General features: G+C 74.0%; 21 protein-coding genes. 11 read left to right on the top strand and 10 right to left on the bottom strand.

Annotated elements, in window-relative coordinates; genetic code table 11:
* Window positions 1–37 precede the first annotated feature (37 nt).
* A complete protein-coding gene (locus ACH4PY_RS26400) occupies window positions 38–1,030 on the bottom strand; it encodes a small ribosomal subunit Rsm22 family protein (RefSeq protein WP_398187762.1) in 993 nt (330 codons plus the stop codon).
* 253 nt (window positions 1,031–1,283) lie between these two features.
* Between ACH4PY_RS26400 and ACH4PY_RS26395 the strand changes: the two genes are divergently transcribed.
* Window positions 1,284–2,894, top strand: coding sequence for a sugar transferase (locus tag ACH4PY_RS26395; protein ID WP_398187759.1), 1,611 nt, complete (start codon window positions 1,284–1,286; stop codon window positions 2,892–2,894).
* On the opposite strand, the gene ACH4PY_RS26390 is transcribed toward ACH4PY_RS26395, so the two are convergent.
* Window positions 2,891–3,958 carry a GDP-L-fucose synthase family protein gene (locus ACH4PY_RS26390; RefSeq protein ID WP_398188182.1) on the bottom strand — a complete coding sequence of 356 codons (1,068 nt, stop codon included), beginning with the start codon at window positions 3,956–3,958 and terminating at the stop codon, window positions 2,891–2,893. The two genes, ACH4PY_RS26395 and ACH4PY_RS26390, sit on opposite strands and share 4 nt — an antisense overlap.
* Window positions 3,959–4,080: 122 nt before the next feature.
* Between ACH4PY_RS26390 and gmd the strand changes: the two genes are divergently transcribed.
* The 4 genes from gmd (at window position 4,081) to ACH4PY_RS26370 (ending at window position 9,145) form a co-directional block, all read left to right on the top strand.
* The gene (gene gmd, locus ACH4PY_RS26385) at window positions 4,081–5,094 is read left to right on the top strand and encodes a GDP-mannose 4,6-dehydratase (protein ID WP_398187756.1); all 1,014 of its coding nucleotides are present in this window, start codon (window positions 4,081–4,083) and stop codon (window positions 5,092–5,094) included.
* A gap of 198 nt (window positions 5,095–5,292) precedes the next feature.
* Entirely contained in the window at window positions 5,293–7,515 is a 2,223-nt protein-coding gene (locus ACH4PY_RS26380) for a LamG-like jellyroll fold domain-containing protein (RefSeq protein ID WP_398187752.1), read from the top strand.
* Window positions 7,512–8,270, top strand: a complete 759-nt coding sequence (locus tag ACH4PY_RS26375) for a hypothetical protein (RefSeq protein ID WP_398187749.1) — start codon at window positions 7,512–7,514, stop codon at window positions 8,268–8,270. Before ACH4PY_RS26380 ends, ACH4PY_RS26375 begins: the two co-directional genes overlap by 4 nt.
* Window positions 8,271–8,287: 17 nt before the next feature.
* Window positions 8,288–9,145: a glycosyltransferase family 2 protein gene (locus tag ACH4PY_RS26370; protein WP_398188178.1), complete on the top strand. Its 858-nt coding sequence runs from the start codon at window positions 8,288–8,290 to the stop codon at window positions 9,143–9,145.
* Here the strand turns inward: ACH4PY_RS26370 and ACH4PY_RS26365 are convergent.
* Complete coding sequence (locus ACH4PY_RS26365) at window positions 9,084–10,277, bottom strand: glycosyltransferase (protein ID WP_398187746.1); 1,194 nt, start codon at window positions 10,275–10,277, stop codon at window positions 9,084–9,086. The genes ACH4PY_RS26370 and ACH4PY_RS26365 overlap by 62 nt on opposite strands.
* A gap of 181 nt (window positions 10,278–10,458) precedes the next feature.
* Between ACH4PY_RS26365 and ACH4PY_RS26360 the strand changes: the two genes are divergently transcribed.
* Window positions 10,459–11,931, top strand: a complete 1,473-nt coding sequence (locus tag ACH4PY_RS26360; protein ID WP_398187743.1) for a hypothetical protein — start codon at window positions 10,459–10,461, stop codon at window positions 11,929–11,931.
* On the opposite strand, the gene ACH4PY_RS26355 is transcribed toward ACH4PY_RS26360, so the two are convergent.
* The 3 genes from ACH4PY_RS26355 to ACH4PY_RS26345 all read right to left on the bottom strand — a co-directional run bounded on the left by ACH4PY_RS26355 (window position 11,900) and on the right by ACH4PY_RS26345 (window position 16,388).
* Entirely contained in the window at window positions 11,900–13,213 is a 1,314-nt protein-coding gene (locus ACH4PY_RS26355) for a hypothetical protein (protein WP_398188175.1), read from the bottom strand. The genes ACH4PY_RS26360 and ACH4PY_RS26355 overlap by 32 nt on opposite strands.
* A gap of 254 nt (window positions 13,214–13,467) precedes the next feature.
* Window positions 13,468–15,141: a lipopolysaccharide biosynthesis protein gene (locus ACH4PY_RS26350; RefSeq protein WP_398187740.1), complete on the bottom strand. Its 1,674-nt coding sequence runs from the start codon at window positions 15,139–15,141 to the stop codon at window positions 13,468–13,470.
* Window positions 15,138–16,388 carry a glycosyltransferase gene (locus ACH4PY_RS26345; RefSeq protein WP_398188172.1) on the bottom strand — a complete coding sequence of 417 codons (1,251 nt, stop codon included), beginning with the start codon at window positions 16,386–16,388 and terminating at the stop codon, window positions 15,138–15,140. The genes ACH4PY_RS26350 and ACH4PY_RS26345 overlap by 4 nt, the downstream gene beginning before the upstream one ends.
* A 259-nt stretch (window positions 16,389–16,647) precedes the next feature.
* Here ACH4PY_RS26345 and ACH4PY_RS26340 point away from each other — a divergent pair, with 259 nt between their 5' ends.
* Window positions 16,648–17,091 carry an adenylyltransferase/cytidyltransferase family protein gene (locus ACH4PY_RS26340; RefSeq protein WP_398187737.1) on the top strand — a complete coding sequence of 148 codons (444 nt, stop codon included), beginning with the start codon at window positions 16,648–16,650 and terminating at the stop codon, window positions 17,089–17,091.
* Here the strand turns inward: ACH4PY_RS26340 and ACH4PY_RS26335 are convergent.
* Entirely contained in the window at window positions 17,066–17,803 is a 738-nt protein-coding gene (locus ACH4PY_RS26335) for a CDP-alcohol phosphatidyltransferase family protein (protein WP_398187734.1), read from the bottom strand. The two genes, ACH4PY_RS26340 and ACH4PY_RS26335, sit on opposite strands and share 26 nt — an antisense overlap.
* 272 nt (window positions 17,804–18,075) lie before the next feature.
* Between ACH4PY_RS26335 and ACH4PY_RS26330 the strand changes: the two genes are divergently transcribed.
* The 4 genes from ACH4PY_RS26330 to ACH4PY_RS26315 all read left to right on the top strand — a co-directional run bounded on the left by ACH4PY_RS26330 (window position 18,076) and on the right by ACH4PY_RS26315 (window position 21,454).
* Window positions 18,076–18,822: a polysaccharide deacetylase family protein gene (locus ACH4PY_RS26330; protein ID WP_398187732.1), complete on the top strand. Its 747-nt coding sequence runs from the start codon at window positions 18,076–18,078 to the stop codon at window positions 18,820–18,822.
* Window positions 18,819–20,033, top strand: coding sequence for a hypothetical protein (locus ACH4PY_RS26325; RefSeq protein ID WP_398187729.1), 1,215 nt, complete (start codon window positions 18,819–18,821; stop codon window positions 20,031–20,033). The genes ACH4PY_RS26330 and ACH4PY_RS26325 overlap by 4 nt, the downstream gene beginning before the upstream one ends.
* Window positions 20,034–20,116: 83 nt before the next feature.
* Window positions 20,117–21,046: an aldo/keto reductase gene (locus ACH4PY_RS26320; RefSeq protein ID WP_398187726.1), complete on the top strand. Its 930-nt coding sequence runs from the start codon at window positions 20,117–20,119 to the stop codon at window positions 21,044–21,046.
* A gap of 27 nt (window positions 21,047–21,073) precedes the next feature.
* The gene (locus tag ACH4PY_RS26315; protein WP_398187723.1) at window positions 21,074–21,454 is read left to right on the top strand and encodes a MerR family transcriptional regulator; all 381 of its coding nucleotides are present in this window, start codon (window positions 21,074–21,076) and stop codon (window positions 21,452–21,454) included.
* Here the strand turns inward: ACH4PY_RS26315 and ACH4PY_RS26310 are convergent.
* The 3 genes from ACH4PY_RS26310 to ACH4PY_RS26300 are packed head-to-tail and all read right to left on the bottom strand — an operon-like array spanning window position 21,421 to window position 24,089.
* On the bottom strand, window positions 21,421–22,599 hold the full coding sequence (locus tag ACH4PY_RS26310; protein ID WP_398187720.1) for a serine hydrolase domain-containing protein: 1,179 nt from the start codon (window positions 22,597–22,599) through the stop codon (window positions 21,421–21,423). The genes ACH4PY_RS26315 and ACH4PY_RS26310 overlap by 34 nt on opposite strands.
* Window positions 22,565–22,759 (bottom strand): hypothetical protein, encoded by a 195-nt coding sequence (locus ACH4PY_RS26305; protein WP_031523883.1) that lies wholly within the window; start codon window positions 22,757–22,759, stop codon window positions 22,565–22,567. Before ACH4PY_RS26305 ends, ACH4PY_RS26310 begins: the two co-directional genes overlap by 35 nt.
* A 25-nt stretch (window positions 22,760–22,784) precedes the next feature.
* Entirely contained in the window at window positions 22,785–24,089 is a 1,305-nt protein-coding gene (locus ACH4PY_RS26300; RefSeq protein ID WP_398187716.1) for a multidrug effflux MFS transporter, read from the bottom strand.
* Window positions 24,090–24,159 lie beyond the last annotated feature (70 nt).

Here is a 24,159-nt window from a genome sequence, read left to right as displayed (position 1 = left end):
ATCCCCGCCGGGCACCCCGTTTTTCAGGCGCGCAGCCCTACGCGGTAGGGGGCCACGCGTCACCCCACTCCGTGTCGCGCGCCGCGCGGTAGAGGTCACCGTGGCGCTTGCTCACCGTCGTACGCGCCAGTCCCGGTTCCGCCTCGCAGAGATCGAGCATGACCAGCCCCTTGCGGATCTGCGGGTGCCGCACCACCCGCCCCTGCGCCGGCTGCGCCGGAAAGCGCGCGGCGGCGACGTAGCTGAACTTCTCGTCCTCGTAGGGCAGCGTCGCGCCCTTGACCTGGCGGTGCAGCGCGGTGCGCTGCACGCGCGCCGCGAAGTGGCACCAGTCCGTGCCGGTGACGGGGCAGGGCCCGTCGTGCGGGCAGGGCGCGAGCACGTGCAGCCCGGCGGCGATCAGCCGGTCGCGGGCGGCGAGGACGCGGGCGTAGCCCTCGGGGGTGCCGGGTTCGACGACGACGACCGCGCCCTGCGCGGAGGTGAGGGCGGCATCGACGAGGGAGGCGCGGTCCGCGGGGGTGAGTTCGCCGAGGACGTAGGAGACGGTCACGAGGTCCGCGCCCGGGAGGGCGGACGCGCCGCCGAGGGGGCGTCGCGTCCAGGTGGCGGTACGGACGGCGGGGGTGCCGGCGGCGCGGGCGAGGTCGGCGCCGAGGTCGAGGGCGGGCTGCGACCAGTCGAGGACGGTGCTGGTGTGGCCGGCGTCCGGCCAGGTGTCGGCGACCGCCCAGGTGGCCGCGCCGGTGCCGCCGCCGAGGTCGAGGTGGGTGTGCGGGGCCCATGCGGCGGACTGCAAGCGGAACGCGCCGAGGGCGGTACGGACCGCGGCATAGGTCGCGGGCATCCGGTACGCGGCATAGGCGGCGACGTCGGCGGCGTCCCGCAGGACGGGCGCGGCGGTGGGCGTGGCGCCGCGGTAGTTGTCCATCAGCCGCTCGACCTGGGCGGACGCGCTGGTGGGGGCAGTGGACCGCAACCGGTCGGCGAGGGCGGCGCGCAGGTCGTCGGGGAGGGGCACGGTAGGCACAAGCCCCAACTGTAAGGGGCGTTCACCCTTGTCACGCGCCCCTTACACTGCGTGGCCAACGGAGCGCCATAGGCGTGTTAACTCGCACAAAACATCGGCTCGAATATGCGTGAACCACAGCGGAAGGGCCTCCCCGTGGCCTAGCGTTCCTGGGAGCACGGCGGGACACCACAAGGGGAAGTGGAAGACGTCGAGTCGCGAGGTGCCTGGGGGGTACATGCGGCGTGTCGAGTCACAGTCGGCCATACCAGTCATGCCCGTTGCACGTGAGCGAAGTTCGGGGCGGAAGGACGAACCGCCCGCATGGGGAGCGCAGCCGGCGCTCCCGGGCGCCCTCGGCGCGCCGGTGCCGCCGTCGTACGCGCGGCGTCCGGGCAGCGGTGCGGGTTCCGCGCGCGCCGCGGCGTTAGCCGGGCGTACGGCCGCTGCCGCGGCCTGGCAGGGCGCGCAGCGCGAGAGCGGCGGCAAGGCCGCGTGGTACGCGGTGAACCTCACCGTCGACGCGGTCGGCGCGGGCGTGCCCACGGCGCTGGCGCTGCACGCCTCGGACGCGCCGCACGCGGTCGCGTGGGGCCTGGCGGCGGCGCTCGCCTGGCCGGTGGTGCGGGCGTTACGGCGGCGGTACGCGCCGGGCGCGTTCGGCGAGACCCGGGGCGGGACGCAGGTGGTCGTGGACTGGCTGCTGCTGCTCGGGGTGCTGACGGTGCTGCGGACGGCGTCCGGCGCCGTGGCCGGGCCGTCGGCGGCGTTCGCCGGGCTCGTCTGGGCACCGGTACTGACGGCGCTGTGCTGCCGGGTGACGTACCACCGGCTGCGTGCCGCGCGGCGCACCGCGCACGCGGTGCGCCCGGTGCTGGTGGTGGGCGAGCCGGGCGCCGTGGACCACGCGGTGGCGCATCTGGCGGCCCGCGCCGGGCACGCGTACGCCGTCGTGGGTGTCGTGCCGGTGGGCAGCAGGCGGCTGGCGAGCGGCGCGCCGGTCGCGGGGCGGCTCGGTGTGCTGGAGCCGGCCGGGCCGGGGCAGGACGCGCAGGCGATCCTGCGGGCGGCGCGTGAGACGCGCGCGCAGCTGGTCCTGGTGGCGCCGGGCCCGCGGCTGTCGGCGGAACGATTACGCCGGCTGTCCTGGTGGCTGCACGACGCGGGTCTGCCGGTGGCGCTCGCGCCGGGGCTGGTGGACGTGCAGGTGCGGCGGGTGCGGCTGGAGGATCCGGCGGGCCTGGTGCTGCTGCACATCACACCGCCCGTGCGGCACGGGATGCAGTTGCGGCTGAAGTCGGCGCTGGACCGCGCCGGGGCCGCGCTCGGCCTGCTGGTGCTGGCGCCGCTGTTCTGCGTGCTGGCGGCACTGGTCAAGGTGACGTCGCGGGGCCCGGCCTTCTACCGGCAGGTGCGCTGCGGGCAGCACCGCACACCGTTCACGATGTGGAAGTTCCGCACGATGGTGGTCGACGCCGAGGACCGCAGGGCGGAGCTGGAGCGCAGTGGCGCCAACGAGCACGACGGCCTGATGTTCAAGATGCGGCACGACCCGCGGGTCACCGCCGTGGGCCGCTTCCTGCGGCGCTGCTCGCTGGACGAGCTGCCGCAGCTGCTCAATGTGCTGCGCGGTGAGATGTCGCTGGTCGGCCCGCGTCCGCCGCTGCCCGACGAGGTGGACCGGTACGACGAGGTGGCGCTGCGCCGGCTCGCGGTCAAGCCGGGCATCACCGGGCTGTGGCAGGTCAGCGGGCGCTCGGACCTGTCGTGGGACGAGACGCTCGCGCTGGATCTGCGGTACGTCGACAACTGGTCGCTGGCGGGCGATCTGGAGGTCATGACCCGCACGCTGCGGGCCGTGGTCGACGGGCGCGGGGCGTACTAGTGGGCCGCCGCCACGCCTCCGGCCCCCGGGTCCGGCACAGACCCGGGGCCCTGCGCGGCCTGCGACTGCGCGCACCACTGGGCGTACACGGCCGCGATGCCCTCGCGCAGCGCGATCCGCGGGCGCCAGCCGAGCGCGAACAGCCGGGAGACGTCGAGGAGTTTGCGCGGGGTGCCGTCGGGCCGGGTGGTGTCCCAGCCGATCCGGCCGCGGTAGCCGACGACGTCCCGTACGGTCTCGGCGAGTTCGCGGATGGGCAGGTCGGTGCCGCAGCCGACGTTGACCGGTTCGTCGGCGTCGTACGTGCGCAGCAGCAGGGTGCAGGCCGCGGCGAGGTCGTCGACGTGCAGGAACTCGCGGCGCGGGGTGCCGCTGCCCCACAGGGTGACCTCGGGGGCGCCGTCCCGGGCGGCCTCGTGGAAGCGGCGGATCAGCGCGGGCAGGACGTGCGAGGTCTCCAGGTCGAAGTTGTCGCCGGGCCCGTAGAGGTTGGTCGGCATCGCGGAGACGTACGCGGCGCCGTACTGCCGCCGGTAGGACTGCACCTGGACGATGCCGGCGATCTTCGCGAGCGCGTAGGCCTCGTTGGTGGGCTCCAGCGGGCCGGTCAGCAGGGCGTCCTCGCGGATGGGCTGCGGGGCCAGCCGCGGGTAGATGCAGGAGGAGCCGAGGAAGAGCAGCCGGGGCACCCCGGCGGCGTGCGCGCCCGCGACGACGCTGAGCTGGATGCGCAGGTTGTCCTCCAGGAACTGCACGGGGTAGGTCGCGTTGGCCATGATCCCCCCGACCCGGGCGGCGGCCAGCACGACCGCGTCGGGGCGGGCCGCGCGCAGCCACCCGGCGGTGGCGGCGGCGTCCCGCAGGTCCAGTTCGGCGCGGGTACGGGCCAGCACCTCGTGGCCCTCGGCGGCCAGCCGGCGGGCGACGGCCGAGCCGACGAGCCCGCGGTGGCCCGCGACGAAGATCCTGGCCCGGTCGGGGAGCAGTGACCGCGTTCCCGCCGTACCGGGCCGTGCCCGTGGGTACGCCGCTCCGGCCGTGTCCGCCGGGGTTTCCGCCGCCATATCCGCATGTCGCGTCATGAACCGCATTGTGTCAGCACACTTCACCCTTCCGGGTGCCGATTCCGCATGCTGCATGGGGAGTTGTGCGTGCCGGACGACCACGACCACCACTGGGGGACCGCGTGGGCAAGACCGCGCTCATCACCGGCGTGACCGGGCAGGACGGCTCCTACCTGGCCGAGCTGCTGCTCGCCAAGGGCTACACCGTGCACGGCATCGTGCGCCGTTCGTCGACGTTCAACACCGAGCGCATCGACCACATCTACCAGGATCCGCAGGGCCCGCGCCGCACCTTCGTCCTGCACCACGCGGACCTCACCGACGGCGTGGCGCTCGTGAACCTGCTGCGCGAGGTGCGGCCGGACGAGATCTACAACCTGGGCGCGCAGTCGCACGTGCGGGTGTCCTTCGACGCCCCGCTCTACACCGGCGACGTGACGGGCCTGTCCGCGCTGCGGCTGCTGGAGGCGGTACGGGCCAGCGGCAGCGGGGCGCGCATCTACCAGGCCTCGTCGTCGGAGATGTTCGGCGCCGCTCCCCCGCCGCAGAACGAGCGCACCCCCTTCCACCCGCGCAGCCCGTACGGCTGCGCGAAGGTCTTCGGCTACTGGGCGACGGTCAACTACCGTGAGGCGTACGGGATGTACGCCGTCAACGGGATCCTCTTCAACCACGAGTCGCCGCGCCGTGGGGAGACCTTCGTGACCCGCAAGATCACCCGCGCGGTCGCGCGGATCAAGGCGGGCCTCCAGGACCGGCTCTACCTCGGCAACCTGGACGCGGTGCGCGACTGGGGCTACGCCCCGGAGTACGTGGAGGCGATGTGGCGGATGCTGCAGCGTGACGAGCCCGACGACTACGTGGTGGCGACCGGCGAGGCCGCGACCGTACGGCAGTTCGTGGAGACGGCCTTCGCGCACGCCGAGCTCGACTGGTCGCGGTATGTGCGCTACGACCCGAAGTACGAGCGGCCCAGCGAGGTGGACGCGCTGATCGGCGACGCGAGCAAGGCCCGCGACCTGCTGGACTGGCAGCCGCGGGTGCGGGTCGGCGGCCTCGCCCGGATCATGGTCGAGGCGGACATCCGCCAGGTGGCCGACCAGCTGGCGGGCGTGACGGTACGGATCGACCGGTGAGCGGCTCGGCGGCGCGCTGCAACCGGCGTAGGCCGAGGGGTCGTTCGCGGGCGACACATGACCCGATGTCGGGCGTCGTCCGGGTACGTCCGACGGTTTCGGCAAAAAGCAGCACCGTGGCAAGTGGAACGCCCTACTCTGCCCAGGACCGCGACGGCCGGCCACGGCCGCCGCACCTGAAGGGGACCGGGGGCACACATGCGTAAACGGTCGGCGTTGACCGGAGTGCTGGCACTGGCGGCGGCAGCACTGGGGGCGTTACCGGCGGCACCGCCCGCCACGGCGCTCCAGGCGCCCGTCGCGCTCACAGCGGACAGCCTCGCCACCTACCAGACCAACGGCGTCGTATGGGCGATGGCCCAGGCGAACGGCATCGTCTACACCGCGGGCACCTTCTCCGCGATCCGCCCGTCCGGTGCGGCGGCCGGCACGAGCGAGACGGCGGTGGCGAACTTCGCCGCCTTCGACGCGGCGACCGGGCAACCGGCGGGCTGCCAGCTCAACTTCACGGTGGGCTCCAACAACGCCACCGTGCGGGCGCTCGCGGTGTCGCCGGACGGCGGCACGCTGTACGCGGGCGGCTTCTTCGGGCAGGTCAACGGGGTGGGCGTGAGCAGCCTCGCCGCGATCGACCTGGCCACCTGCCAGGTCAGCAGCACCTTCCACCCGGCGGTCGCGGGCACCGTACGGACGATCCAGGCCACCGCCGACACGGTCTTCTTCGGCGGCGACGTCACCTCGGTCGGCGGCCAGCACCGGGGACGGTACGCGGCCGTCAGCACGTCGGGCGCGCTGCTGCCGTGGGCGCCCGACGCCGACAACCCGGCCCGCGCGCTCGCCCTCACCCCGGACGGCCAGGACGCCGTCCTGGGCGGCGACTTCAACACGGTGGACGGGGTGAACTCGCACTCCCTCGCCGTCGTGGACACCGTGACCGGGGCGCTGGTGAAGGCCTATCCGACGGGCTTCATCGACGCGACCTCGGTGACCAAGGACATCGTGATGGACGCGGCGAGCAACAGCTTCTACACCGCCAACGAGGGTACCGGCGGCGGGGTGTTCGACGGCCGGATCCGCTTCAGCCTCACCGACTTCTCGCAGGTCTGGCGGGACAACTGCCTGGGCGCCACGCAGTCGCTGACGGTCTATCAGACCGTGCTCTACAGCGGCAGCCACGCGCACGACTGCTCCAGCATGGGCGAATACCCCGACTCGGTGCGCAAGCACCTGCTCGCCGAGTCCGTGGACGACCCGCACCTGCTGTCGTGGTTCCCCGACACCAACGACGGCATCGGCGAGAAGATCGGCCCGCGCGTCATGGCGCTGGCGTCGTCCGCGGGCACCGACTACCTGTGGGTCGGCGGTGAGTTCACGACGGTCAACGGTGTCGCGCAGCAGGGCCTCACACGGTTCGCGAGCGGTCCGGACACCGGCGCCCCGACGCTGCCGCAGACGTCCGTGACGAGCATCGCGCCGGGCGCGGTCAAGGTCAGCTGGCAGTCCAGCACCGACAACGACGACGGCGTGCTCACCTACCGGGTCTACCGCAACGGCGGCGCCACGCCCGTCTACACCGTGACGGGCTCCTCGCTGCCGTGGGTACGCCCGCAGCTGACGTACACCGACACCGACGTCACCCCGGGCGTGAAGTACACCTACCGGGTCTCCGCGAGCGACGGCGTCAACACCAGCGCACTGTCACCCAACGCGTCGGCCACGGTGCCGACTTCGGCCGAGGCGTACCCGACCCAGGTGCTCGCGGACGGGGCAACCCTGTACTGGCGCTACGACGCCGCCTCCGGCTCGTACAACGCCGACTCCTCCGACGGCGACGACAGCGGCATCAGCGTCGGCGGGCCCGTGCACGCGGTGACGCCGGGCGCGGTGCCGGGTTCCAAGGCGTACACCTTCAACGGCTCGACGCAGTGGACCTACAGCGACCGGCTGCACCCCACCCCGGCGCAGTACAGCATCGAGACGTGGTTCCGCACGACGACCACCAGCGGCGGGAAGATCATGGGCTTCGGCTCCAATTCCACCCACCCGAGCGGCAATTACGACAAGCATGTCTACATGACAGACAACGGACGGCTGATCTTCGGCGTCTACACGGGCACGACCCGCACCGTCACCACACCGGCGGCGTACAACGACGGCGCCTGGCACCACATGGTGGCCACGCAGGGCGCGGACGGGATGAAGCTGTACGTCGACGGGGTGCTGCGGGCCGCGGACGGCTCGGTCACCACCAGCCAGGACTACCCCGGTTACTGGCACATCGGCTACGACAGCCTGGGCGGCTGGCCGTCCGCGCCGACCAGCTCCTACTTCGCGGGCTCGATCGACGAGGCCGCCGTCTACCCGGCGGTGCTCACCCCCGCGCAGATCGCGCAGCACTACACGCTCGGAACCGCCGGATGAGCCGCGGCCACCGCGCCGGCGCTGCCGCCGCCGTCTCTTTGACGGCGGCGGCAGCGCTGCTGCTCACGGCCTGCGGGTCGGACGGCGGCCACGACCGCGCGAAGGACCCGGCCACGGCCTCCGCGCCGTCGTCCGCGGCCCCGGCGGCGCCGACCGCGAGCGGCTCCGCGGACGCGTCCCCGGGCTCCGGGGCCGGGCAGCCGGGGTCGGCCGCCGACGCGCCGAAGGTGCCCGACACCCAGCTCACCCCGCCGGGCGGCGGCACCTTCACCGCGCAGCAGAAGAAGTACCTGTCCGGGCGGGTGCCGCGCGGCACGGACCCGGTCGCGGTGCTGGAGGGCGGGCAGGAGATCTGCGAGCGCCTGACGCGCACCGCGGCGATCGACAAGGACGCCGCCGCGACCGCGATCGTCACCGGCGACATCTCCTACGACGGCGCCGCCGCGGCCGTCGGCGGGCTGTGCCCGGACCAGCAGGGCGTCGTCGACGCGGCCCGCCGCGGCTTCGCCGACGGCACGTACACGGTCGGCGCGAAGACCGTGCCGGGCACGGTGGTCGTGCCGGGCGTCTACCGGGCGCCGCACCCGTCGGCGTCCTGCTCGTGGCGGGCCACCGGCGCGGACGGCAGCGTCCTCGCCTCGGGCCGCGGCACAGGCGCGGACCGCCCCGCCGCGCTCATCGTCCCCGCCGACGCGCGCGGCATCACCTCCAGCGGGTGCTACGCCTGGCTGGCCTCCCCCGGGACAAGGAGCTGACGTCACCCTTGGACGAACTGGACACTCTGCCGCTGGTCGTGGTCATACCGACGAAGAACGAGGCGGAGAACATCGCCCGGACGGTCTCCTCGATCGTCGACCATGTGCGGGCCGTCGTGGTCGTCGACTCGCACAGCACCGACGACACGTGCGCGATCGCCGCCGGGCTCGGCGCCGAGACCGTGCTCTACGCGTGGGACGGGCGCTACCCGAAGAAGAAGCAGTGGTGCCTGGACCATGTGCGTCCCGACATCCCGTGGGTGCTCTTCCTGGACGGCGACGAGACGCCGAGCCCCGAACTCCTCGGCGAGCTGCGGTCGGTGTTCGCCGCGGGCCCGCCGTCGGTGGCCGCGTTCGACATCCCGCTGGGCTACTGGTTCGCCGGGCGGCGGCTGCGGCACGGGTACACCATCGTCAAGCGCGCCCTCATGGACCGCACCCGCTGCCGCTTCCCGGAGGTCGGCGACCTCGGCGCCCCCGGCATGGGCGAGCAGGAGGGCCACTACCAGCCGGTCGCGGAATCCGCCGCCCGGCTGCGCTCCCCCATCGAGCACGAGGACCTGGACCCGGTCCGCACCTGGTTCGACCGGCACAACCGCTACTCGGACTGGGAGGCGTGGCTCGAACTGCACCCGGAGGTCAAGGAACGCATCCGCCGGGTCAAGACCCGGCAGGGGCAGCTCTTCCACAAGGTGCCGTTCAAGCCGCTGGTGTCCTTCGGCTACGCCTACGTCTACCGGCGCGGCTTCCTGGACGGGCGGGCAGGGCTGGACTACGCGCTCGCGATGAGCTTCTACCGCTGGCAGATCGGTCTCAAGACGCGTGAACTGCGCGCCGCCGAGCAGCAGTCGGGCGACCGGGCCGGTCGGACATGACGTCGCCGTAGACGCCGAGCAGGGTGTCCACGACCGCGTCGATCGAGAAGCGGTCGTGGACCAGCTGCCACGCGGCCTGCGACGCCCGCTCGTTGGCCTCGGGCTCCAGCAGTTCCAGCACCGCCCGGCCGACCAACTCGCCGTTGTCGGCGTCCGGCAGGCTGTCGGTGACCCGGCCCGCGCCCGCGGCCGCCACGTCCGGCGACAGCCCGCCGGTGCGGGCGACCACGACCGGCAGCCCCACCGACATCGCCTCCAGCACCGACACGGCGAACGGCTCGACGACGGACGGCAGCACGTACACGTCCGCCGCGCGCAGCGCCGCCAGCACCGCGTCGTGCCCGAGCGGGCCCGGACACTCCAGTGCGTGGCCGACCCCCAGGTCGTCGGCCAGCGCCCGCATGGGCGCGGTCAGTCGACCGGTGTCGGGCCCGGCGAGCACGAACCGGGCACCGGGGTGCCGGGCGAGGACGTACGGCATCGCGCGGACGAAGTCCTCGGGCCGCTTGCGCTGCTGGACGCGCGCGCAGTAGAGGACGGTGGGCGGCCGGTCGCCGCGCGGCGGGCGCATCTCCTGCACGGCGACACCGTTGACGAGGCGGCGGAAGGTCCGCAGCGGGGTCGTCGGCACCACGGCCTGCACGCCCTCGCGTTCCATGTCCGTCAGGTGCAGGATCGCGCCCGCCCGGCGCAGCACCCGCTTCATGCCCAGCACGTCCACGGCCTTCGCGAACAGCTTCTCGGTGGGGTCGATCATGCCGTGCGTCTGCACCACCAGCGGGGTGCCCGTCTCCAGCGCGACCAGCGCGAAGGGCAGCGTGATCAGGTCGCGCATGAGGTGCACATGGACGACGTCGGCGCCCTTCACCATCCGCCGCGCCCGCGCCAGCAGCGCCCCCGAGGTGATCCCGCTGACCTCGAACGCGGGCAGCACGTGCCGCGCCTGCCGCACGAAGGAGGGCACGCCCTCGACCTCGCTGGGCAGCGGCCCGGTGAACTTGTCGCCGAGCGTGGCGATCCGCGCGTCCACCCCCTTGGCGCGCAGCCCCTTGCTGAGGTTGAGCGCGACGCGGGTGGGCCCGCCGAAGTCGTTCGTCGGCGTGTGCAGCGTCACGACATGTAAGACCCGCATCGTCCCGTCCCCCTTCGCCGGGCGCTCCCGGCACCCCTCCCGGCCTGCTCCGCAGCCTACCCGCGAGAGGGCGAACACCGCCCCGTTTTGGGCGGATTGGCCCCGGCCCTGTGCGCCGCTCCCCGCAACACCCCGCGACCGGGGGGTTCCGGCCCGTAAACTCCCCCCAGGGGGTGGGCGGATGGCCGTGGACGCGGCGGTGGGGACACCGCGAGCTGCCTCCGTGCCGCGGGCCGCGCTGTCGCGGGCGCTCGCGGTGCCGCTGGTCGTCGCCCTCGTCGGCTTCCTGCCGGGATACGTCGTCGCGCAGCCCGGCGGGGGCGGGCCGCGGGACGGGGCGTACTGGCTCCAGCTGACGCTGACCGTGTACGCGGGCGGACGGCTCGCCGCGATGGTGCTGGCCCGGCGCCGACGACTGGTGCAGGGGGCGTTCTGGCTCTTCGTGTACGTCGCGATGGGCGTCGCGCCCCTCACCCAGGAGGTCATCGGGCAGGTCCCGACCCCGGTGGTCGGGCCGCGCGGGGACACCACGGCCGCGCTCGCGCTCGTCATCGCCGGGTGCGCGGCCTTCGACGTCGGGGCGCTGCTGGCCCGGCACCGCCCGGCGGCGCGGGCGCGCGGCGGGCGGGCGGTGGCGCAGGTGTCGCGGCGGCGGCTGTGGGTGCTCGTCGCGGTCGCCTACGTCGGCGGCGCGTACTCGATCCTCAAACTCGGCGGCCCCGCCGTCTTCTTCGACAGCAGGCAGGCGATCAGCGAGTCCGTGCGGTCCTGCGGGCTCGGCGGCGACGGCGGGCAGAGCCACGTCGGATCGGCCTTCGTCCGCGGCTTCGGCACGGTGCCGGCGCTGCTCGCGCTGCTCTTCCTCACCCGCTGGATGATCACCTCGCGCGCGGCCCGCCGCAGCCTGCCCGCGATCACCGCGCTCGGTGGGCTGGTGGTGCTCAACGCGATCGTCAACAACCCGGTCTCCAACCCGCGGTACTGGTTCCTGACGGTCGTCTTCGCGCTGCTGTTCACCGCCTTCCCGCGCAGCCCGGTGATGTACCGCACGGCCCTGGTCACCGGCGTCGTCGCCGCGCTGCTGCTCTTCCCCTTCCTCGACCGCTTCCGCTACGACTCCGGCGGCTACCACCCCGTGGAGACCACCTCGGTGCTGGAGCCGCTCACGGTCAAGGACTACGACCAGGTCGGGATGTTCGCCAACACCCTGACGTACGTGCACTCCGGCGCCGGGCACACCGACGGCCGCCAGCTCGCCGCCGACGTCTTCTTCTTCGTGCCCCGCTCGGTGTGGCACGGCAAGCCGGTCGACTCCGGGGTCCGCGTCGGGCAGTGGATGGGCATGACCAACACCAACCTGTCCTCCCCGCTGTGGGCCGAACTCTGGCTGGACTTCGGCCCGTTGGGAATGACCGCGGGCTTCCTCGCGGTCGGCTACGCGGCCGCGCGCGCCGACCGCCGCTACGCCCAGCGCACCCAGGAGGACGGCAGGCCCGGCACGATCGCGGCCGTCGTGATCCCGCTGGTGTGCGGCTACTCCTTCATCCTGCTGCGCGGCCCGCTGCTCCAGGCGGCGGGCCGGATCGCGATCGGCGCGCTGTGCCTGGCCCTGGTGACGACCTTCAGCCAGGACCGCCGGAGGATCCTGCGCTGACGGCGCCGTGGGCGTACGCGTCCCCCGCGCCGTCCTCCCCGTCGTCCTCCCCCGCCGGGGCCGGGCGGCGGCGCAGCACCGCGATCCGCCGCCACAGCGCGACCGCCTTGAGCACCGAGCCCGCGCACAGCCCCCACGCGGCCCCGTACACGCCGTCGAGGCCGTAGCCCGCGAGCATGCAGCCGACCGACGCGAGCGAGAAGACCACCTGGATCGGCAGCGTCGCCCTCGGCTGGAGCACCCGCAGCGTGAGCAGCGCGCTGGTGCCGAGCGCGATGGCCGCGTACTGGCTGCCGGACGCGGCCAGCAGCGCCGACGACGCGTCCCAGGTCTCGCCGAGCAGCTGGCGCCCGGCCCGGCCGGGCAGCACCATCAGCACGAGCGTCCACAGCCCGGCGACGGCGGCCAGCGCGCACGCCAGCACGGCGGTCGCCCGCACCTTGGCCGCCGCGCCCCGCACCCGGTTCAGCAGCGGCGGGCCGAAGGCCGTCGCGGAGTTGAACAGCACGTTCATCGGCCCGAAGAGCGTCGTCGCCCCGCGCAGCGCGCCCACCGCGAGCGGCGCCGCGAACAGCCCGAGTCCGACGACGGCGAGCTGGCTGGTGGCGTTGCCGACGCCGAACTCGATCACGAAGCGCCGACCGAGGTGCCCGCGCCGTACGTACCGCCGCACGTCCAGCGGCGCGCCCCGCACCCGCCGCCGCAGCAGCGCCCACGCCACGAGCAGCGCGGGCAGCGCCGACACCCCCCAGACGGCGACGAGCCGCTCCGGCCCGGCCCCGTGCGGCTGCACCGCCAGCGCGGGCACCGCGACGAGCAGCCGCACGGTGTCCCCGGCGAGCGCGTAGTGCGGCAGCCGCAGCGCGGAGAAGCAGTAGCGCAGACCGTCCTGCGTCAGCACGACGGGCAGCACGAGCCCCAGGACGGCGAGTCCCCGGGCCGTGCCGCCGTGCGCGGCGAGCCCGAATCCCGCGGCCATGCCGAGGCCGATGACGGTCGAGGCGAGCGCGGTGAAGGCCGCCGCGGAACGGCACGCGGCCCGCACCCGGTCGGTGCCGCGCTCCAGCACCAGCGCCTGCCCGACGTAGCTCACGCCGACACCGAGCAGCACGGTGAAGACCATGTAGACCATCGAGAAGACCGCGAAGCCCGCGGCGCTCGACAGCCGGGCGGCGACCACCAGCACGACGATGTTGGTGAGGGCCGCGATGCCCTGGTCGGCGACGGAGGCGGCGATGGCGGCCTTCGCCCCGAGCCCTGGGGAGCCGGGCGCGGCGGGCACCGGGTCGTCCTCCGGGGGCGGGGGGCGGCCGTACGGTTCGCCGTACAGGTCGCCGGGCGGCGGTTCGTACCGCCGGCCGGGTAACTCCCCTTCGGGGGGCGGGGCGTCGAGGCCGTACGGGTCGCCGTAGGCGTCGCGGAGCGGGGCGTCGTGGACGTCGCCGGGCGTACCGTACGGGCCGAACGCGTCCGCGTCCGGCGGGAGTTCGGGGGCGGCCCCGGGGGGCGCGGGGGTGAGCCGCGGGTCGGGGCCGCTCAAGGGACCGGGTGGCGCTCCGCGGTGGGGGTCGTGTCCGGGCGCGGGCGGTCGGGGTCGCGGCGGGCCGCGGGCACGGCGGTACGGGGCGTGCGGCGCAGGCCGAAGCGGCCGCGGGCGCCGGGTTCGGCTGCGTGCAGGACGACGCCGAGGACGTGCGCGCCGGCTGCGTCGATGAGTTCGCGGACGCGTTCCAGGTCGGCGCGGTGCACCGCCCGCGGGTCGCACACCACGACGACGCCCTCCACGCGCCCGGCGAGCGCGACCGCGTCGGCGTACGTGAGCACCGGCGGCGCGAGGACCACGACGGCCGAACCGGGCTCGTCCGCCTCGGCGAAGAGCCGCCCGGCGGGCGAGGAGGTCAGCGCCCGGGCGACGTTGCGCACCCGGCGCCCCGGCACGAGGTCGAAGGAGCCCGACTCCCCCGCGTCGATGGGCACTTGGAGCCCGGCGGGCCAGCCGCCCTCGCCCGGCGCGGGAGTACGGGCCCAGCCGGGCCGGACACCGTCGACCGTGCGCAGCCGCGCCGCGAGGGAGGGGGCGCGCAGGTCGGCCTCGACCAGCAGCACCTCCATGCCCATCTCGGCGAAGGACGCGGAGAGGTTGGCGGCCACCGCCGCCGGGGTGTCGCCGCTGCCGCGCGGGGCGACGACGAGCAGCCTGCGCCGCTCGGCGAAGCGTTTGTCGTGGGTGAGCCGGAAGGCGACCGCGCGGTACTCCTCGGCGAGCCGCACGTCGGCGCGTCCGCCGGTCAGCAGACCGGGCGTGCCGTCCGCCGCGGCGGCCGCGGACCGGCGGCGCAGCCGGGGCAGCGTGCCGAGCACGGGGGCGCCGAGCGCGCGGGTGACCTCGGCGTCGCTGCGCACGGTCGGGTCGAAGACCAGCCGCACCCAGGCGCCGAGCAGGCCCAGGGCGATACCGACCGCGCCGCCGAGGCCGAGCATCATCGGCAGCCCCGGCCCGGCGGGCGCGCCGGGTACGACCCCCGGCTTGATGACGAGGCCGGGCGTGGTGTCGAGGGCGCGCAACCCCGCGATGTCGGAGGTGAGTTCGGTGATCCGGCTGAGCAGGCTGGTCTGCGACGAGACGAGCGTGCCGACGATCTGGCTGTTCTTGGCCTGCTGGATCTGGTCGAGGATGTCGTTGCGCTGGGCGACCATCGGGTCGAGCTGGGCCTGATAGCTGGCCACCATGCGCTCGATGGTGGCCTTCGTCTGCGCCTGCCGGTCGTCGAGGTAGGCCTTGGTGAAGGCGTTGACCCAGTCCGCGGCGCGCTGCGCGGAGGTGGTGGTGCAGGTGAAGCGCAGGACGAGGGTGTTGGGCGGGTTGGTCACCTGGAGGCAGTGCGACATGGAGGCCACCGACGCGCCCGCGGTCTTCGCCGCGGTGTCGGCGACGGTGCTGCTGAGGGCGGTCTGCCGCTCGGTGCCGATGTTGATGTTCTTGTCGGCGGTCGCGCCGCTCGCGAAGGGGTCCTCGGTCGCCGCCCGGACCATGACCTCGCTGGTGGCGGTGTACGAGTCCGCGCCGCTGAAGGCGAGGAAGGCGCCGCCGAGCAGGCCGACGAGCACACCTGCGACGAGCAGGGCCCGGTAGCGGAGCAACTGGCGGAACTGGTCACGCAGCAGGTCGCCCTCGTCGGGCTGTGCCTCGGTGCGCGTCGCGTCGGTCACTGGCCCCGCGTCCCTTCGTCGTCCACGCCGCCCTTGCCCGTACCGTCCGGGGTGCCGCCCAGCGCCTCCGCGAGCAGCGCGTCCATCCGTGCCAGTCCCGCGGCGCGGCTGAGGCGTTCGCGGACGTACACCGGGCCGCGCGCGCCCAGCGCGTCGGCCCTGTCAGGATCATCGGCCAGCGCGCGCACGGCGTCCAGCAGTCCGCGCGGGTCCTCGGGCGGTACGACGACCCCGGCGCCGGAACGCTCGACCTCCTCGGCGGTGCCGCCCGCCGAGGCGACCGAGGCGACGACCGGGCGGCCCGCGGCGAAGTACGAGGTCAGCTTGGACGGCACGCTCATGTCGAGCACCGAGGCGCGCTGGGTGACCGCGAGCACGTCCGCGGCGGCCAGCACGTCGGGGAAGTCCGCCTCCGCGGCGGGCGGTTCGAAGCGCAGGTTGGGCAGTGTCCCCGCCGACTCCCGTAACCGCTCCCGCTGGTTGCCGTCGCCCATGAGGACGACCAGCAGGCCCGGATCCAGCCGCGCGGCCTCGACGAGCACCTCCAGGCCCTGCTTGAGGCCCATGTTGCCGCTGTGCAGCAGCACGGTCTGCCCGGGACGCCAGCCCAGCCGGGCCCGCGACTCCGCACGCGGACGCGAAGGGCCGGACACGTGCGACCAGTTGGGCACCACCCGGATCCGCTCCGGCGGCACCCCGAGCGCGGCGACCTTCGGCACGAAGCTCTCGTGGATGACGCCCACGAGCGTCGCCCGCCGCAGCGCGTACCCCTCCGCCGCGCCCGCCAGCGAGGCGACCCTGCCCCCGCCGCGGATGCCGCTCTGCGCCGCCGCCGCGCCCATCAGGTCCTGCACCACCGGCACATAGGGCACACCGTGCCGCCGGGCCAGCCGCGCGCCGAGCACCCCGCCGGCCAGACTGGGCAGTTGGGCCACCACCGCGTCGGGCCGCGCCATCGCGGGCGGCGCGACCAGGCCGTGCCCGAGCAGCGAGGCCTCGAACACCGCCCGGCGTAACGCGCTCTGCCGCGCGGGCACCGTGTGCCGCCGCCGGTGCACCCGCACCCCGCCGCGCGTCTCCTCCCGGCGCCACACCCCGGCGTACTCCGGTTCGACCTTCCACGCCGGGTAGTGCGGCATCCCGGCGAGCACGTGCACCTCGGCGCCGCCCGCCGCCCAGTGCTCGGCGACCTGCGTCGCGTACGGGCCGATCCCGGCGTGCTCCGGCGCGTAGTTGGTGGACACCAGCAGCACCCGGCGTACGCCGCCCACCCCGGCGGAATCCCCCACGACATGCCCCTTCCCCCGGTCCCGCACGACCGCCGGGAACCCCCCGATCCCGCTGATTCCGCCACACTAGCCGTTCACCGGGGCATCCCGCCGCGTCTTGCACGGCGTCGTACTTTCGCAATTCCCCGCCGGAGTCCACGGCGCCCGGACTATCGTCTGAACTCCCGTACGCACGGGGTGTGTTGTACGGGTTTTCCGTGACGCTGGGGGGCATGTCATGACACATCGCGTCGGCTACGCACCAGGGGTCTACGACCTCTTCCACGTCGGACACCTCAACATCCTCCGGCACGCCCGCAGCCAGTGCGACTACCTCGTCGCCGGTGTCGTCTCCGACGAGATGGCGCGGCTCGCCAAGGGCCGCGACCCCGTGGTGCCCCTCGTCGAACGCCTGGAGATCGTCCGCAGCGTGCGCTTCGTGGACGCGGCCTTCGTCGAGACCGTGCCGGACAAGGTCGAGACCTGGCACCAGGTCCGCTTCGACGTCATCTTCAAGGGCGACGACTGGCGCGGCACCGACAAGGGCCGCAGGCTCGAACGGGACTTCGCCGCCGTCGGCGTCGAGGTCGTGTACTTCCCGTACACCGTCCACACGTCGAGCACGCAGTTACGCCGCGCGCTCGACGTCCTCGCGGTCACCGCACCGCCCGAAGCTCTCTGAACCACTTCCCCAGGAAGCCCACGAGGAACAGCGCGTTCACCCCGAACAGCACCGCGTACCCCCAGCGGAAGGCGCTCTGGCTCCCCAGCAGCAGAAAGACCCCGCAAAAGACCCCGTAGTCCACCGGCAGCAGCGCGACCGCCCGCCACCGCGCGGGCGCCGCGGCCAGGGCTGCCGGATCCTTCGGGGTGAGCTTGTCCTTGAGCAGACCCCCGAAGAAGACCATCACCGCCGCCAGCTGAAACCCCAGCGGCAGCAGCAGCCACCCGTCGCCCGGCAGGGCGAAGTGCCGGTAGAAGGTGATGAGTACGGCCGCGTGCACGCCGGTGATCTTCGCCGCGTCCACCACATGGTCCAGCCACTCCCCCGCGGGCCCGCCCTTCCCCAGCAGCCGCGCGAGCTGCCCGTCGGCGGAGTCCAGCGCGAACCCGACCACGAGCGCCGCGTACACCCCCACCGCGAGCCCCCACGACGGCTCCCCCACCGCGAGCGCGGCGATGCCGCCGTAGCTGAACGCCGCGCTGAGCAGGGTGACGTGATTGGGCGTCAGCCCGACCCGGTACGCCCCTGCCGCCAGCACCCGCCCGGCGGGCCGGTTCACGTACCGCGAATACAGCGACACCCCCTTCGTACTCTTCTGCGCCGCCCGCAACCGCCCCAACGCCACACCGGCCCGCCGCGGCTCCCCCGCCTCACCCTCCGTGACCACCACGTGACTCCCCCTCTCCCCCCGGGGGAGGGTACGCGCCCGCAGCCGACTCGGTCGACCCACGCCACGACGGCGAGGCCGCGCGGGGCGGCGCCGGAGCGTCCGGCACGGCGAGTCCGCTCCGGGGCGAGGGGTTCGGTTTGCCGCGCGACCAGCCACCACCGGCAGAAGATCGCGACGCCCCCCGCAAGGGCACCCCGGAGCGCCCCCCAGACGGCCCACTCTCCGCCCCGCCTCGCGGATAAAACGGGTCATAACACTTAAACTCGGCCCCGATGCCGATCACCCGCCGCACCGTCCTCCAGCTCAGCGCCACCGGCGCGCTCCTCACCGGCTGCTCGCCCGCCGGCGAGAACGCACCTGCCGCCGCGGCGCGCCCCGCCGCGCCGTCCGCGCCCGACTCCCCCAAGCCCACCCCGCAGCTCCCCGACCAGATCGAGCACGGCCCCCGCACGCGCCCGCAGCTCGCCCTGACCTTCCACGGCCAGGGCACCCCCGCGGAGGCGGAGGCCGTGCTCGCCGCGGCGGAGAAGGGCGGCGCGCGGGTCACCGTGCTGGCCGTCGGGACGTGGCTCGACGCGTATCCGCAGCTCGCCGCCCGCGTGCTGAGCGGCGGGCACGAGCTGGGCAACCACACGCAGACGCACGGCGACATCGGCGCGATGGACGAGGCCGCGGCCTCCGCCGAGATCACGCAGTGCGCGGCGCGGCTGCGGCGGCTGACGGGCAGCCAGGGCCGCTGGTTCCGGCCGTCGCAGGCCCGGCTGACGACCCCGCGGGTCGTCGCGCTGGCCCAGCGGGCGGGCTATCCGCATCTGCTGGCTTACGACGTGGACACCCTCGACTACACCGACCCCGGCCCCGCGGCGGTCCGCGCGGCCGTCGCCGAGCAGGCCGGGCCGGGCTCGGTGGTGTCGCTGCACTTCGGGCACGCGGGCACGGTCGCCGCACTGCCCGGCATCCTCGACGACCTGCGCCGCCGCGGTCTGCGTGCGGTCACGACCTCGGAGCTCCTGACGTGAAGCGCCGCAAAGAACTCAGCGCCACCGCCCTGCTCGTCCTCACCGCCCTGCTCGCCGCGGGATGCGGCGACCGCGGTGACCGCTCCCTCGCACCCACCCCGGCGGAAGCGGCGGTCGCGTCGCAGGCGGCGGCAGCGGCTGCCGCCACGAAGGCGCAGCAGCGGGCGGCCAAGGCCCACCCGGCGCTGCCCGGGATGCCGCCGCTCATCAGCCGGAACGACGTGTACGCGGCGGACCGGCCGAACAACCTCTCCCCGGTCGTGCGGAACATGCCGAGCCTGGTCTACGTCCCGAACAGCGAATCGAACACGGTGTCGGTCATCGACCCGAAGACGTACAAGGTCGTCCGGACGATCCCGGTCGGGCAGCAGCCGCAGCACGTCGTGCCGTCGTGGGATCTGAAGACGCTGTGGGTCAACAACGACGTGGGCAACAGCCTGACGCCGATCGACCCGGCGACGGGCAAGGTCGGCACGCCCGTGGCCGTGCACGACCCGTACAACCTGTACTTCACGCCGGACGGGAAGTACGCGATCGTGATGGCCTCGCTCGACCGGCAGCTCGTCTTCCGGGACGCGCACACGATGGCGGTGGCCAAGACCGTGCCGGTGAGCTGCTACGGCGTGAACCACGCCGACTTCTCCCCGGACGGCCGCTACTTCATCGTCTCGTGCGAGTTCTCCGGCGAGCTGCTGAAGGTGGACACGGCGGCGATGAAGGTGGTGGCGCAGCAGAAGATCCCGTACCCGGGGTCGATGCCGCAGGACGTGAAGATCTCACCGGACGGCCGTACGTGGTACATCGCGGACATGGTCGCGAACGGCGTGTGGACGATGAACGGCGACACCTTCTCCACCCCGAAGCTGCTGCCGACCGGGGCGGGCGCGCACGGCCTGTACGTCTCGCGGGACTCGCGCTTCCTGTACATCTCCAACCGTGGCGAGGGCTCCGTCTCGCTCCTGGACTTCGCCACCGGCAAGCTCACGGCGAAGTGGCACATCGACGGCGGCGGGTCCCCCGACATGGGGGGCGTCTCGGCGGACGGCAAGGTGCTGTGGCTGACGGGCCGCTACAACGCCGAGGTCTACGCCCTCGACACGACGACGGGCCGCACCCTCGCCAAGATCCCGGTCGGCTCCGGCCCGCACGGGCTCGCGGTCTACCCCCAGCCGGGCCGCTACAGCCTGGGCCACACGGGCATCTTCCGCTGAACCGCCGCTGAACCCCCGCCGCACCCGGCTCCCGGGAATCCGCGCTTGACCTGGTGCGCGCTCCAGGTCCGAGCATGGCTGCCATGACAGCGAACATCGTTCTCGGCACCATGGACTTCGGCACCCGCGTCGCCCCCGACGACGCCTTCCGCCTCCTCGACGCCTTCGTCGACGGCGGCGGGGTCTGGCTCGACACCGCCAACTGCTACAGCTTCTGGTCCGATCCCAGCGGCGTGGGCGGGGCGAGCGAGCGCGTCATCGGGGCGTGGCTGCGGGCCCGGCCGGGCGTACGGGAGCGGGTGCGGATCGCCACGAAGGTCCGGCAGAATCCGCTCGTCCCGCACGTGTGGCCGGACAGCGCGGAGGGGCTGTCCGCCGACGCGATCCGTACCGGCTTCGCGGAGAGCCTGGAGCGGCTCGGGACCGGCCGGGTCGATCTGCTGTGGGCGCACGCCGAGGACCGCACCGTGCCGCTCGCCGAGACGGTGGGGGCATTCGGCGAGCTGGTCGCGCGGGGCACGGTCGGCAGGGTCGGGGCGGCGAACCACGCGTCATGGCGGGTCGAGCGGGCGCGGGCGCTGGCCCGCGCGCAGGGCGTCGAGCCGTGGACGGCGCTGCAGCTGCGGCATTCGCTGGTGCTGCCGCGTCCGCTCACGCCCGTCGCCGAGGGCGGGCACCGCATGCTCGTCCCCGACGACCTGGACCTCGCCCGCGCGGAGGAGCTGGCCGTCTGGTCGTACAGCTCGCTGCTGTGGGGGGCGTACGTGCGGGCCGACAGGGCGCTGCCGGATACGTATGATCACCCCGGTACGGCGCGGGTGCTCGCGGTGCTGGCTGACGTCGCCGGGGAGCTGGGCGCGACCGCGAACCAGGTCGTGCTGGCGTGGCTGATGCGGCAGGGCATCGACCCGATCGTGGGCGTGAGCCGGGTGGAGCAGGTCCGAGAGGCGCTCGCCGCGGTCCCGGTACGGCTCGCCGACGCGCACATGGAGCGCTTCGCCGCCGCGCGGTGACCGCGGGCGGGACGACAGGAGGACCACATGACCGGTACGACGACCCTCACCCCGGCGGACGCCGTCGACCGGACCGGGGTCTCCCTGGACACCCTGCGCTACTACGAGCGTGAGGGCCTCATCGGGCCGATCGGGCGGACCGCGGGCGGGCGGCGGCAGTACACCGAGGACGACGTCTTCTGGATCGGCCTGGTCACGTGCTTCCGCGAGGCCGGGCTCGGCATCGCGGACGTGCGGGCGTTCGTCGCGATCCTGCGGGCCGAGCACACGCCCGAGGACCGTGTCGCCTTCCTGCGCGGGCGGCGCGCCGACCTGGAGCAGCGGGTGGCGGCGCTGCACCGGGCCATCGGCGTCCTCGACGACAAGATCACGTACTACGGGCGGGCCGCCTCCACCGGCACGCCCTGATCCAGCGCCCGCGCCAGGCACTCCGCCGCTGCGGCGCGCGGCCCGCTGCCCTGGGTGTGCCGCACCGGGTGGACGGTGTTGGCCAACAGGACGAGGAAGCCGCCGGAGCTCGGGTCCAGCACGATGCTGGTGCCCGTGAAGCCGGTGTGGCCGATCGCGCCGCGCTCCGCGAGGGGGCCCATGAACCACGGGCGGGCCGTCTCGAAGCCCAGGTCGGGGTGCAGCGGGAGGGCGCCGGTGAGCAGGGCGTGGGCGAAGAGGGCGAGGTCCCAGGCGGTGGAGAAGAGCCCGGCGTGGCCCGCGACGCCGTCCATGGCGTAGGCGTTCTCGTCGTGGACGGTGCCGTGCACCGTGCCGCGGTCGAGCTTGCCCCACGGGCGGCGCTGGTCCTCGGTCGCGGCGATGCGCGGGCGCCAGTCGGCGGGCGGGGCGAAGCGGGTGGACGTCATGCCGAGCGGGGTGGTGATGCCGTCGGCGACGAGGCGGTCCAGCGGGCGTCCGGTGACGTGCTCCAGCAGCGCCTGGGTGAGCAGCAGGTTCAGGTCGGAGTAGGTGCGCTGCTCACCCGGCGGCGTCAGCGGCTGCTCCGCGGCGAGCCGGGCGGCGCGGGCGGGCGCGTCCGGCAGCTCGTACAGGGGCAGCTCGGGGCGCAGGCCGGAGGTGTGGGTGAGCAGGTGCCGCAGCGTCGTGCGGGGGTCGGCGACCAGGCCGGGGACGTACGCGGTGAGCGGGCGCTCGGGGTCGAGGACGCCGGCCTCGATCTGCTGGACGGCGGCGGTCGCGGTGAAGAGCTTGGTGAGGGAGGCGAGGTCGAAGACGGTGCCGGGCGTCATGGGGACGCGCTCGGCCGCGGGCAGCTCGGTCCCGCGGCCGGTGTGCTCGTCGTACCCGCGGTAGCGCACGGCCCAGCCGACGGCCTCGTGCAGCGCGACGACGTCCCCGCGTCCGGCGAGCACCACGGCCCCGGCGCACCAGGGGTGGCCGTCGGCCGGCCCCGCCGCGTACGCCGCCGTGTCGGGCGGCCCGGTACGGGGCGAGGGGACCGGCGGTTCCAGGACGGACTTCAGGCCCGGGACGATCCGGGCGATCTCGGCAGCGTCGAGGCCCGCCTCAGGGCAGGTACCTCTCGACAGCGGCGGCGCCATGTTCCTCCAGCTCTCTGCGGGCCTTCTCGATGCGCTCCGGGGTGCATTCCCGGCCCGAGGCCATGACCAGGTCCTCGGGATCGACGGGGGTCTCGGACCCCGTCCTCAGCGAGCTGTCGGCTGTCTTGAACGCCCAGGTGCGTTCGTCCGGATCAGACATCGCTTCCTCCGTACGGGCTCGACGCCTATCGTCCCTCCACGGTACGTCGGCCGGGGACGCAGAGCCCGGCAAAAGCCGCGCACGCGACGAGTGTGCAGGTCACGATGGTGATCGCCATGGGCACCGCGGTGCCGTCCCCGGCGACGGAGGCGAGCGGCGAGACGATCGCGCCGACCAGGAAGGACGAGGTGCCGATGAGCGCCGAGGCCGCGCCGGCGTTCCGCTTGGTCAGCAGCAGCGCCTGGGTGTTCGTGGTGGGCATCACCAGGCCCATCGAGGCCATCATCACGAACAGCGCGGCGGCGATCTCGAAGAGCGAGGCCCGGCCGAAGACACCGCAGGTGAAGAGCAGCAGCATCGTGCCCGCCGCGGTGATGAGCAGCAGCCCGACCGCGAGCACCCGGTCGAGGTCGACCCGGCCGACGAGCACCTTGCCGTTGAGCTGGCCGACGGCGACCAGGCCGACCGAGTTCACGCCGAAGAGCAGGCTGAAGGTCTGCGGCGAGGCGCCGTAGATGTCCTGCACGACGAAGGACGACGCGGAGACGTACGTGAAGAGCGCCGCGAAGGCGAAGCTGCCCGCGAGGACGTAGCCGCTGAAGGCGCGGTGGGCGAGCAGGCCGCGGAAGGCCCCGAAGGTGCCGCGCAGCTCGCCGGAGTGGCGCTGCTCGGGCGGCAGCGTCTCGCCGAGAGAGCGCCAGACGACGGCGGTGAGGGCGACGCCGATGACGGTGCAGACGACGAAGACGCCGCGCCAGTCGGTCAGCCGCAGGATCTGGCCGCCGATGACGGGGGCGACGATGGGGGCGACGCCGGAGATCAGCATCAGGGTGGAGAAGAAGCGGGCCATCTCCACGCCGTCGTAGAGGTCGCGGACGATCGCCCGGGAGATGACGATGCCCGCGGCGCCCGCGAGGCCCTGCACCAGCCGGAAGCCGACGAGCAGCGGCGCGCTGGGCGCCAGGGCGCACACGGCGGTGGCGACGACGTAGACGACCATGCCGATCAGCAGCGGGCGGCGGCGGCCGAAGCGGTCGCTGAGCGGGCCGACGAGCAGCTGGCCGACGGCCATGCCCGCCAGGCACGCGGTGAGGGTGAACTGCACGGTGGAGGCAGTGCTGTGCAGGGCGTCGGTGACCTGGGGCAGCGCGGGCAGGTACATGTCCATGGACAGCGGCGGCAGCGCGGTGAGGCCGCCGAGGACCAGGGTGACGAGCAGGCCGACGTGTGCCTGGCGCCGGGTGTGCGGGGTGAGAGCGAGGACAGGGACGGGGGTGGGGACTTGCGCGGCGGGTCTCGGCCCGGCGTCGTGCACGGGGGCACTCTCCATGGGAGGGAGGAAGGGGGACGGATCAAGTGGTTGAAACGTTGCCTATTCTTTCAGTGATCGGGGACCGCGA

It is taken from the genome of Streptomyces sp. NPDC021224 (genome assembly GCF_044332905.1).
Lineage (GTDB): Bacteria > Actinomycetota > Actinomycetes > Streptomycetales > Streptomycetaceae > Actinacidiphila.
Note: the sequence above shows the minus strand (reverse complement) of the source record. Positions and strands in the feature narration are given on the sequence as shown.